Origin of the sequence: Mycobacterium sp., from assembly GCF_039583805.1 — a bacterium.
Lineage (GTDB): Bacteria > Actinomycetota > Actinomycetes > Mycobacteriales > Mycobacteriaceae > Mycobacterium.
Window position 1 is genome coordinate 12679 of the sequence record NZ_JAVKSH010000055.1, and the last position, 10511, is coordinate 23189.

A 10511-nucleotide genomic window follows, 5' to 3' on the forward strand; every position below is an offset into this window, starting at 1 on the left:
GCGCCAGGTGCGGCTCGATGGCGGCGGCACGATCGATCCGCACCCTGTTCAGGGTGTGCAGGCCCGCCGGTGTGATGCGGATCCGGACCGCCCGCGCGTCGCCGGGATCCGCCGTCCGGGTGACTAGGCCGGCGTTTTCGAGCCGGCGGACCTGGGTGGTCATCGTGGGCTGTGAGCAGTGGTCCACCGCGGCCAGGTCGCAGATTCGCGCCGCGCGCTGCGATTCGATCGTCGCGAGCAGCCGGGCCTGCGCCGACGGCAACGGCATCTGGACGCGCTGGGTGGCGTACCGGTTGAGCCGTGCGACGACGGCGAGCAGGTCGGCGCCCAGTCCGGAACCGTCCTGGGCGGTGGCGGCAGGCTTTGCCGACGTCGAAGGCGCCATCGCACCATGGTTGCATAGCTTGGCTATATAGACCACTCGCCGCGCGGGTCGTGCGGTGTGTGTGCGGGACCACACCGTGAAAACTGGCAGAATCGTAGAGATGAGCGCGACCTCTCCGGCGACCACGCCTCGTCGCGCCCGGTCCCTGCAGCCCGGCGAGCTCGCCCAGGCGTCGGTGATGGCGGCGCTGTGCGCGGCCACCGCGATCATCGCGATCATCGTCCCGTTCGCCGGTGCCCTCGCGCTGCTGGGCACGGTGCCGATGGGTCTGCTGGCCTGCCGCTACCGCCCGCGCGTGTTGATCGCGGCGGCCGTCGCCGCCGGGGTGATCGCCTTTCTGATCGCCGGCACCGGCGGCTTCCTCACCGTCGTCAACAGCGCCTACATCGGGGGTTTGACCGGGATCGTCAAACGCCGGGGTCGAGGCACACCGACGGTGGTCGTCGCATCTTTTGTGGCCGGCGCGATCTTCGGCGGCGCGGCCGTCGCCGCCTTGGCGGTGCTGACGCGGTTGCGTCACTTGATCTTCGCCGCGATGACCGCCAACGTCAGCGGGATCGCGACCATCATGGCCCGGGCCGGCCTGCCGGAAGCCGCCGCAGACCTCAAGCGGTTCTTCGTCACCGCGCTGCACTACTGGCCGTGGCTGATCCTGGGTAACTTCGTCGTCTCGATCATGATCGTGTCGTTGATCGGCTGGTGGGCGCTCTCGCGAGTGCTGGAGCGGATGCGCGGCATCCCGGACGTGCACAAACTGGACGCGCCGACCGGAGGTGGACCGATCGGCCCCGTTCCGGTGCGGTTGGAGCAAGTGCGGTTCCGCTACCCGCGCACCCACCAGGATGCGCTGCGCAGCGTCAGCCTCGACGTCCATCCCGGTGAACACGTGGCGATCACCGGCTCCAACGGCTCGGGCAAGACCACCCTGATGCTGATCCTGGCCGGGCGCGAGCCGACGTCGGGCATCGTCGAGCGCCCCGGCGCGGTGGGTCTGGGGGCCCTCGGCGGCACCGCAGTCGTCATGCAGCATCCGGAAAGCCAGGTGCTGGGCAGCCGGGTTGCCGACGACGTGGTGTGGGGCCTGCCGCCCGGGACGGCCACCGACGTCGAACGCCTGTTGGGCGAGGTCGGGCTCGACGGGCTCGCCGAACGCGACACCGGCAGCCTGTCCGGCGGTGAGCTGCAGCGGCTCGCGCTGGCGGCGGCGCTGGCCCGGGAGCCGGCGCTGCTGATCGCCGACGAGGTCACCAGCATGGTCGACCAGCAGGGCCGGGAGGCGCTGCTGGGCATCATGTCCGGCCTGACCACGCGACACCGCACGGCGCTGGTGCACATCACCCACTACCACAACGAAGCCGCGACGGCCGATCGCACCATCAATCTCAGCGATTCACCGGACAACACCGCCATGGTCGAGACGACGGCGGCACCACCGGCGTGCGCTGTGAGCGATCATCTCGAAGGCACCCCGGTGCTCGAACTCGTCGGCGTGGGCCACGAATACGACAGCGGCACCCCGTGGGAGAAAACGGCGCTGCGCGATATCAGCTTCGCGGTGCATCAGGGCGACGGGGTGCTGATCCACGGCGGCAACGGGTCGGGCAAGTCGACGCTGGCGTGGATCATGGCCGGGCTGACCATTCCGACCACCGGCAGCTGTCTGCTCGACGGCCGGCCGACTCACGAGCAGGTCGGTGCCGTGGCGCTGTCGTTCCAGGCCGCGCGACTGCAGTTGATGCGCAGCCGGGTGGACCTTGAAGTGGCGTCGGCAGCGGGGTTTTCGCACGACGACACCGCCCGGGTGGCAACCGCGCTGGCCGTCGTCGGGCTGGACCCGGCGCTGGCGACGCGACCCGTCGACCAGCTCAGCGGCGGCCAGATGCGCCGGCTCGTGCTGGCCGGGTTGTTGGCGCGCTCGCCGCGTGCGTTGATCCTCGACGAACCGCTGGCCGGACTGGACGCCGACAGCCAGCGGGGCCTGCTGCGGCTGTTGGAGGATCTTCGTCGGGATCGGGGTCTGACGGTGGTAGTCATCTCGCACGACTTCACCGGGCTCGAGAACCTTTGTCCGCGCACCCTGAATCTGCGCGGCGGCAGGCTGGAACCGGCGTCGACGACAGCCGGAGGTGTGTCGTGAGCGCGACCCCGCCCACCCGTCACCGGTCCCGCCCGGTCGTGTTGCTGCGTCCGGTGCCCGGCAGCTCAGTCGTTCACGACCTGTGGGCCGGCACCAAACTGCTTGTAGTCCTGGCTGTTTCGGTGCTGTTGACGTTTTATCCGGGATGGTTCGCGATCGGGCTGGTGGCTGTGCTGGTGCTGGTGGCTGCGCGGCTGGCGCATATCCCGCGCGGTGTGCTGCCCTCGGTGCCGCACTGGCTGTGGATTCTGATCGCGTTCGGCGGCGTCACCGCGGCGCTGGCCGGCGGCAGCCCGGTGATTCAGGTGGGTACCGTCTCGCTCGGCCTTGGCGGTGTGTTGAACTTCGTCCGCATCACCGCGTTGTCGATCGTGTTGCTGGGTCTGGGTGCGATGGTGTCGTGGACCACCAACGTCGCCGAAGTCGCCCCTGCGGTCGCCACATTGGGTCGCCCGCTGCGGCTGCTGCGGGTTCCGGTCGACGAGTGGGCGGTGGCATTGGCGCTGGCGCTGCGCGCCTTTCCGATGCTGATCGACGAGTTCAGGGTCCTCTACGCCGCCCGCCGGTTGCGGCCCAAGCAGATACCGCGGACCCGGCGCGCTCGCCGCAGATACCGGGCATTGGAGTTGATCGACCTGCTCGCCACGGGCATCACCGTGACGCTTCGACGGGCGGACGAGATGGGCGACGCGATCACGGCGCGCGGTGGCACCGGCCAGATCTCGGCGGCCCCGTCACGGCCCAAACCGGCCGACTGGTTGGTGTTCTCGATCGCATTGGTGGTGTGCCTGGCCGCGCTGGCGGCCGAGTTGGCCCTGGGGGCTTGACGCTGCGGCCGGGCCGCCCGCTAGCGATGTGCGGCGGCGTTGGCCGCCACCTGCGCTCGGTGCAGGGTTGCCGCGACATCGGCCCGGCCGAGGAACATCTCGTCGAAATACGGTGTGAGAGCTTGATATCCCGCGGCAAAGCCCGCGCCGCCGGGTGCGGCGATGTGCGGGCCGTCGAGCACCGCGAAGAACGGCGCGACGTCGACGCCCCGCCGCGCCCAGTAGTCGAAGTACACCCGCTGCGCCGCCAGCACCGCGGGGATCGCGCTGCCGCGCCGCCCCAGGTATTCGTTGCCCTGCGCGCTGCCCATCCACGCCAACACCTCACGCACGGCGTCCGGGTGCTCCGACGCCGCATTCCCCGCCGCGGCAATACCGTTGGTGACGCTGACCCGGCCCGCCGGGCCTGACGGCAGCATCGCCAGGCCCCAGCGGAAGCGGGCCTGCCCGGCTACCGTCGCCAAGTTGTAGGTGCCGGACTGGAACAGCGCCATCCTGCCGGCCAGGAACTGGTTGCGGGAGAAGTCGCCGTTGTCGTTGGTGTCCGACGCGGGGGGTGCGACGCCGTCGTGGTTGATCAGGTCGACCAGGTAGCGGAAAGCCGCGACGGCGCCGGGGTTGTCGAACGCGAACCGATCGCCGGTTTGGAACACCCCGCCGGCCGACCCGATGTAGTTCAGGTAGATGCCCTGCGGGTCGTTGGCCGCGTTGTATCCCCACTGCCGGACCCTGCGGGCGTCGAAACCTGGCGTGCCCGCGGCGTGTCCAGCGGCGTCGACGGTGAGCCGGGCCAGCAGTGGCCGCAGCGTGTCGGTGTCGTCCGGACTCCAGCGCTGTGCCTGCAACACGGCGGGGTCGACGCCGGCATCGGCGAGTAGGTCCGCGTTGTAGTAGACCGCGATACCGGCGTCGGTCAGTTGCGGCACACCCCACAGCACACCGTCGCGGGTGAACTGCTCGACCACTGCCGGCTCCCACTGCGACGCCGGCCCGTCGATGCGCGTCAACCGTCCGCCGGCCGCGTACTCGGCCAGGTACGCGCTGGACAGCCAGAAGATGTCGTCGGCGCCGCCGCCGGCCACGTCGGTGCGCAGCGTGTCGAAATACGTCGAATACGCCACCACATCGGTTCGCACCTCGATGTCGGGATGTTCACGGGTGAACCCCGCGAACGACTGCCGGTAGGCCGCGGCGACCTGCTCGTCCCATAGTCGCACCGTCACCACGGTTTTGCCGCCGTGCGGCGACGCGGAGACGTCCAGCAGCACCGCGCTCGCCGCCAACAGCGCGGCGATCAGCGTCAGCGCCACGGCGACCAGCGTGGAAAACCGGGGCCGTGTCATCCGGGCGGCCATCGAGATTGCATCCTGGGTCGTGGATCGGCAGATATCACAGCCCTGACGGCAATCTCGATGCGCCGACGCCTCATTTGAGTCCCGTGACGACGATCGAGCGCACGATGTGGCGCTGGAACACGGCGAACAGCACGATCAGCGGGGCGATGGCAACGGTGGTCGCCGCCATCACCAGCGTCCACTGGGCGTTGTAGCGGGATTGCAGCGCGGCTGTGGCCACCGTCAGCACCCGCCACCTGGCACCGCTGGTGATCACCAGCGGCCACAGGAAGTTGTTCCATTGCGAGACAACGGTGATCAGCAGCAGCGTCACCAGCACCGGACGGCTCGACGGCACGACCACATGCACGATCACGTCCAGCGTGTTGGCGCCGTCCAGCCGGGCCGCGTTGACCAGGTCGTCGGGGATCGCACGGAAATACTCGCGCAGTAGGAAGATCGCGTACGGCGAGCCGAACACGAACGGCAGTACCAACGCCCAGAACGTGTTCCGCAGACCGACGTGGGCCATCATCACATAGAGCGGCACCACCGTCACGGTGGCCGGCACCATCAGCGTCGCGATGTACACCCAGAACAACGCGTCGCGGCCGGGAAAGCGCAGCCGCGCGAAGGCGTAGGCGGCCAGCACCGAAAAGCTCAGTTGCCCAACCACGATCACCGCGGTCATCAGCCCCGTCACGGCCAACGCGCGACCGAAGCCGGCTCCGGCGAGATCGGCGTAGTTGGCAGATGTGGGCGGACGCGGCCACGACAGCGGGGTGCCCGTCGCGAACTGGCGCGCGGAGGTGAACGACGTCAGCAGGCCGAGCGCGAACGGGGCCAGCGTGATCACCGCCCCGAGCCCCAGCCCGGCGTACACCGCGGCCGCCCTAGACGAGGTCATAGCTGATCCGCCGCCGGAAGTACACGTGCTGCACGACGGTCACGCCGACCAGCACGACGAACAGCACCACCGCCATCACCGCGGCCCGCCCGACCGCCGCCGCCCCGAACGCCTCGGCGTAGATCCGGTGCGCCACCAGATCGGTGCGGCCCGCCGGCCCGCCTCCGGTCAGCGCGTACACGGTGTCGAAAACCTGTGCGGCACTGACGATCCCAGTGACTAGCACGAAGAACGTCGTCGGCCGCAGCATCGGCAGCGTGATACGCCGGAACCGCTGCCAGGAGGTCGCCCCGTCGGTGAGCGCGGCGGCGAGGATGTCGGCCGGGACCGCGAGAATGCCGGCCAGGAAGAACAGCGCGACGTAGCCGACGTTGGTCCACACGATCACGGCGGCGACCACCGGCAGCGCCAGGCCCGGATCGGTGAGCCACTCGATGCGATGCCCCAGCACGGTGGCGACGGCGCCGTCGGTGGGCGCCAGGATCCAGCGCCACAACACCGCGATCGCCAGCGGGGCGCAGATCCACGGCAGCACGTACAGGGTGCGGAACACCCCGCTGCCCGGCAACTCCCGCGCCAGCATCGCCGCCGCCGCCAGTCCGAGCACCGTCTGTGCCGGCACCACGATCGCCACGAACGCCAGCGTCACCAGCAGCGAGTTGCCGAACGTCGAATCGGTCAGTACCGAACGCCAATTGTCCAGCCCGACATACGTGATCGGGCCCAGCAGGTCCCAGCGGTGCAGGCTCAGCCACAGCACCACGAAGATCGGCAGCAGCAGGAACGCGACCACGCCGAACAGGCTGGGCGCGAGCAGCGCATAGCCCAGCGCGGTGGAGCGTCGCGGCGTAGGGGCCATGAAGGTATTAAAGCTGCTCGCTACGGTGGAACGGTGACACCCGACCGCGGCATTGACGACGATTTCCTGCGGCTGCCCCGCCAGGAGCTGGCCGACGCCGCGCTGAGTGCGGCCACCGCGGCCGGCGCCGGCCACGCCGACCTGCGGGTTCACCGCATCACCACCGAGACCATCGCGCTGCGCGACGGCCATGTCGAAACCGCTGTCGTCGACCGCGAACTCGGCCTGGCGGTGCGGGTGATCGCCGGCGGCGCGTGGGGTTTCGCCTCGCACGCCGAGCTCAGCGCCCCGGTGGCCGCGGACACCGCGCGGCGGGCCGTGCAGGTGGCCGGCACGCTGGCGGCGCTGAACGCCGAGCGCATCGAGCTGGCGCCCGAACCCGTGTACCCCGACGCCACCTGGGTGTCGAGTTACCGCATCGACCCGTTCACCGTGCCCACCGCCGAGAAGATCGCGGTGCTGGCCGACTACTCCGGCCGGCTGCTGGCGTCGAAAAAGGGCGGGGCCGGCGTGGACCACGTGTCGGCGGGGCTGACCGCGGTCAAGGAGCAGACCTTCTACGCCGACACCGCCGGCTCGGCGATCACCCAGCAGCGGGTGCGGATGATGCCGAGGTGCGAGGCCGTTACCGTCACCGCCGACGGCTTCGACACCATGCGCACGTGCGCGCCGCCCACCGCGCGCGGCTGGGAGGTGCTGGCCGGCGACGAGGTGTGGAACTGGACCGACGAGCTGGCGCAGCTGCCGGCGCTGCTGGCCGAAAAGGTGAAAGCGCCCAGTGTCACCCCCGGTCCCACCGACCTGGTGATCGACCCGACCAACCTGTGGCTGACCATCCACGAATCCATCGGCCACGCCACCGAATACGACCGCGCCATCGGTTACGAATCCGCCTACGCCGGGACCTCGTTCGCCACCCCGGACAAGCTGGGCAGCCTGCGCTACGGCTCGCCGGCGATGAACGTGACCGCCGACCGCACCGTCGAGTTCGGTTTGGCCAGTATCGGTTACGACGACGAGGGCGTGGCCGCGCAGAGCTGGGATCTGGTGCGCGACGGGGTCTTCGTCGGCTATCAGCTGGATCGGGTGTTCGCGCCGCGGCTGGGCCGGCCGCGCTCCAACGGCTGTTCGTACGCCGACTCGCCGCACCACGTGCCGATCCAGCGGATGGCCAACGTGTCGCTGCAGCCCGCTCCCGGCGACGTCGGCACCGCGGATCTGATCGCCCGGGTCGAGGACGGCATCTACGTCGTCGGCGACAAATCCTGGTCGATCGACATGCAGCGGTACAACTTTCAGTTCACCGGGCAGCGGTTCTTCCGCATCCGCCACGGCCGGCTGGACGGGCAGCTGCGCGACGTCGCCTACCAGGCCACCACCACCGACTTCTGGAATGCGATGGAAGCCGTCGGCGGGCGCTCGACGTGGCGGCTGGGTGGGGCGTTCAACTGCGGCAAGGCCCAGCCCGGGCAGGTGGCCGCGGTCAGCCACGGCTGCCCGTCGGCGTTGTTCCGCGGTGTCAGCGTGCTCAACACCCGCACCGAGGCCGGCCGATGATCCCGGCGGCACAGGTCGTCGACACCGTGCTCGGCCAGGCCCGCGCCGACGAGACCATCGTGCTGGTCACCGACCGCAGCGACGCGTCGCTGCGCTGGGCGAACAACACGATGACCACCAACGGCGTGTCGACCAGCCGCAGCACCACCGTGATTTCCATTGCGCGACAGAGTGATACCGCACAGGTGGGAGCGTTGCGCAGCGCCGAGGTCGACCCGTCGCTGATCCCCGGGCTGGTGTCGGCGTCGGCGGAGGCGGCCGGCGCGGCGCCGCCGGCCCGCGATGCCGCACCGCTGCTCGCCGGCACCGGGGTGCCCGACGACTGGGACGCGCCGGTGCCCGGCACCGGGGTAGAGGTGTTCGCCGACCTCGCCGGCGCGCTGCAGCGTGGCTTCGACGGGGCCGACCAGTTGTACGGGTTCGCCCATCACGCGGTGCAGACGACGTTCCTGGCGGCGTCGACGGGGCTGCGCCGGCGCCACACCCAGCGCAGCGGATCGGTGGAGATCAACGCCAAACGCGGCAACGCCAGCGCCTGGGCGGGCGTCGGCACACCCGATTTCATCGACGTCCCAACGGATCTGCTGCGCGAGCAGCTCGCCACGCGGCTGGGCTGGGCGCAGCGCACCGTCGAGCTGCCCGCGGGGCGCTACGAGACGATCATGCCGCCCTCGACGGTGGCCGACATGATGATCTACCTGGCGTGGACGATGTCGGGTCGCGGCGCGCAGGAGGGCCGCACCGCGCTGTCGGCGCCCGGCGGCGGAACCCGGGTGGGGGAGCGGCTCACCGACCTGCCGCTGACCCTGTACTCCGATCCGGCGGCGCAGGGCCTGGCGTGCACGCCGTTCGTGGCGGCCAGCGCCTCCTCGGAGACGGTGTCGGTGTTCGACAACGGCCTTCAGATCGAGCGGGTGGACTGGGTGCGCGACGGGGTGATCAATGCGCTGGCCTACCCGCGGGCCGCGGCCGCCGAATTCGGCGCCCCGGTGGCGGTGGCCGCCGGCAACCTGTTGATGACCGGCGGTGACGCGGCGCTGGACGCCATGATCGCCGGTACCGAGCGCGGGCTGCTGCTGACCACGCTGTGGTACATCCGCGAGGTCGACCCCACCACGCTGCTGCTCACCGGGCTCACCCGCGACGGGGTGTACCTGGTCGAGGACGGCGCGGTCACGTCCGCGGTCAACAACTTCCGGTTCAACGAGAGCCCGCTGGACCTGCTGCGACGGGCCACTGAGGCCGGGGTCAGCGAGGTGACCCTGCCTCGGGAGTGGGGCGACTGGGTCACCCGCGCGGCGATGCCGTCGCTGCGGATACCCGACTTTCACATGTCGTCGGTCAGCCAGGCGCAATAATTCTCCGGTGGACGGATTGCTGACGCAGTTGGTGGCGCTGTCCGGCGGCCGGATCGGCTCGCTGGTCCGGCGGGTTTGTGCGCGGACGTTGTCGTTGCCGCCGCTGCCGGTCGAGATCGCGGTGAACGGGCCGGACCCGGGCGCCGAGGCTGTGGTGGCCGAGTTCGCCGAGCAGTTCAGCATCGACGTCTCGATGATCGGCGAGCAGCGTTCCCGGCTGGTGTCTGCATTGGGGGACAAGGCGTTTGGTGCTGTCGTGCAGATGTACATCGCCGACTTCGCGCCGCGGGTGCGGGCCGGGCTGGACGCGCTGGGCATCGGCCGGGAATACCTGGAGTGGACGCGCGCCCCGATCGCGTGGGATCACAGCAGCGATCCGTCCGACGTGGTGTTCAACGGCTTTCTGCCGGCGGTGGCGCGGCTCCGGGCACTCGATGCGCTGACCGCCGAGCTGGTGCGGTTGCGCGGCGCGGCGCAGCACCACTGCCGGCTGTGCCAGTCGCTGCGCGAGACGACGGCGCTCGATGCCGGCGGGTCGGACACGTTGTACGACGACATCTCGCACTTCGAGACCTCGGCGCTGTTCACCGCACGGCAGCAGGCCGCGCTGCGCTATGTCGACGCCCTGATCTGGACGCCCGCGCAGATCGACCGCCGGGTCACTGCCGGGGTGCGGAAGCACTTCTCCGACGACGAGGCCGTCGAGCTGACCTTCGACGTGATGCGCAATGCCAGCAACAAGGTCGCGGTGGCGTTGGGCGGCGACGCGCCGCGCGTCGAGCACGGCACCGAAAGGTATCTGCTCGACGCCGACGGGCAGACGGTGTTCAGCTGACCGCGGCACGGCAACGCGGCACGGCGACGCGGTGCTCAGGCGGCGATGACCGCGAGATCGTAAGCGGACAGCTGCCCGTCGTTGGTGACGATCGTCAGATCGAGCAACTGCGCCTGGGCGACGAGGACGCGGTCGAACGGATCCCGATGGTGATCCGGAAGCTCGGCCGTCCGCAACACATGCGCGTGATCGACGGGCAGCGGAGACGTTCCCGAGCGGCGCATGCGATAACGGTTTCCTCGCGGAGCCGATCGGGGTCTGACTGCATCCACAGCCACACCTGGGTGTCGACGAGGTAGCGCGTCACCGGTG

Annotated in this window: 10 protein-coding genes; 5 read left to right on the plus strand and 5 right to left on the minus strand. The window is 70.2% G+C overall.

Going from position 1 to position 10511, the window contains the following annotated elements; translation table 11 throughout:
* Nucleotides 1–385, minus strand: a 385-nt coding sequence (locus ABDW21_RS09340) for a MarR family transcriptional regulator (RefSeq protein ID WP_343710339.1), incomplete at its 3' end; no start/stop codon positions are given.
* Nucleotides 386–485: 100 nt separating this feature from the next.
* On the opposite strand from ABDW21_RS09340, the gene ABDW21_RS09345 reads away from it, so the two are divergent.
* Both ABDW21_RS09345 and ABDW21_RS09350 read left to right on the plus strand, forming a co-directional pair.
* Nucleotides 486–2522 carry a DUF2232 domain-containing protein gene (locus ABDW21_RS09345; protein ID WP_343600468.1) on the plus strand — a complete coding sequence of 679 codons (2037 nt, stop codon included), beginning with the start codon at nt 486–488 and terminating at the stop codon, nt 2520–2522.
* Nucleotides 2519–3349: an energy-coupling factor transporter transmembrane protein EcfT gene (locus ABDW21_RS09350; RefSeq protein WP_343600467.1), complete on the plus strand. Its 831-nt coding sequence runs from the start codon at nt 2519–2521 to the stop codon at nt 3347–3349. The genes ABDW21_RS09345 and ABDW21_RS09350 overlap by 4 nt, the downstream gene beginning before the upstream one ends.
* 20 nt (nt 3350–3369) lie before the next feature.
* On the opposite strand, the gene ABDW21_RS09355 is transcribed toward ABDW21_RS09350, so the two are convergent.
* The 3 genes from ABDW21_RS09355 to ABDW21_RS09365 all read right to left on the minus strand — a co-directional run bounded on the left by ABDW21_RS09355 (nt 3370) and on the right by ABDW21_RS09365 (nt 6449).
* Entirely contained in the window at nt 3370–4692 is a 1323-nt protein-coding gene (locus ABDW21_RS09355) for a sugar ABC transporter substrate-binding protein (protein ID WP_343600466.1), read from the minus strand.
* Nucleotides 4693–4774: 82 nt separating this feature from the next.
* Nucleotides 4775–5590: a carbohydrate ABC transporter permease gene (locus ABDW21_RS09360; RefSeq protein WP_343600465.1), complete on the minus strand. Its 816-nt coding sequence runs from the start codon at nt 5588–5590 to the stop codon at nt 4775–4777.
* Nucleotides 5577–6449, minus strand: coding sequence for a sugar ABC transporter permease (locus ABDW21_RS09365; RefSeq protein ID WP_343600464.1), 873 nt, complete (start codon nt 6447–6449; stop codon nt 5577–5579). The genes ABDW21_RS09360 and ABDW21_RS09365 overlap by 14 nt, the downstream gene beginning before the upstream one ends.
* 33 nt (nt 6450–6482) lie before the next feature.
* On the opposite strand from ABDW21_RS09365, the gene ABDW21_RS09370 reads away from it, so the two are divergent.
* Genes ABDW21_RS09370 through ABDW21_RS09380 form a run of 3 tightly spaced genes read left to right on the plus strand, consistent with a single transcriptional unit; the run spans nt 6483 to nt 10199 of the window.
* On the plus strand, nt 6483–8006 hold the full coding sequence (locus ABDW21_RS09370; RefSeq protein ID WP_343600463.1) for a TldD/PmbA family protein: 1524 nt from the start codon (nt 6483–6485) through the stop codon (nt 8004–8006).
* The gene (locus tag ABDW21_RS09375) at nt 8003–9364 is read left to right on the plus strand and encodes a metallopeptidase TldD-related protein (protein ID WP_343600462.1); all 1362 of its coding nucleotides are present in this window, start codon (nt 8003–8005) and stop codon (nt 9362–9364) included. The genes ABDW21_RS09370 and ABDW21_RS09375 overlap by 4 nt, the downstream gene beginning before the upstream one ends.
* Nucleotides 9365–9371: 7 nt before the next feature.
* The gene (locus tag ABDW21_RS09380) at nt 9372–10199 is read left to right on the plus strand and encodes a carboxymuconolactone decarboxylase family protein (RefSeq protein ID WP_343600461.1); all 828 of its coding nucleotides are present in this window, start codon (nt 9372–9374) and stop codon (nt 10197–10199) included.
* Between the two features lie 35 nt (nt 10200–10234).
* On the opposite strand, the gene ABDW21_RS09385 is transcribed toward ABDW21_RS09380, so the two are convergent.
* Nucleotides 10235–10423, minus strand: a complete 189-nt coding sequence (locus ABDW21_RS09385; RefSeq protein WP_343710340.1) for a type II toxin-antitoxin system VapC family toxin — start codon at nt 10421–10423, stop codon at nt 10235–10237.
* Between the last annotated feature and the right edge of the window lie 88 nt (nt 10424–10511).

What these genes read in the sequence shown, in the direction of transcription:
- ABDW21_RS09345 (WP_343600468.1), top strand. Translation starts at nt 486, where the DNA reads ATGAGCGCGACCTCTCCGGCGACCACGCCTCGTCGCGCCCGGTCCCTG.
- ABDW21_RS09355 (WP_343600466.1), bottom strand. Translation starts at nt 4,692, where the DNA reads ATGACACGGCCCCGGTTTTCCACGCTGGTCGCCGTGGCGCTGACGCTG.
- ABDW21_RS09360 (WP_343600465.1), bottom strand. Translation starts at nt 5,590, where the DNA reads ATGACCTCGTCTAGGGCGGCCGCGGTGTACGCCGGGCTGGGGCTCGGG.
- ABDW21_RS09365 (WP_343600464.1), bottom strand. Translation starts at nt 6,449, where the DNA reads ATGGCCCCTACGCCGCGACGCTCCACCGCGCTGGGCTATGCGCTGCTC.
- ABDW21_RS09375 (WP_343600462.1), top strand. Translation starts at nt 8,003, where the DNA reads ATGATCCCGGCGGCACAGGTCGTCGACACCGTGCTCGGCCAGGCCCGC.
- ABDW21_RS09385 (WP_343710340.1), bottom strand. Translation starts at nt 10,423, where the DNA reads ATGCGCCGCTCGGGAACGTCTCCGCTGCCCGTCGATCACGCGCATGTG.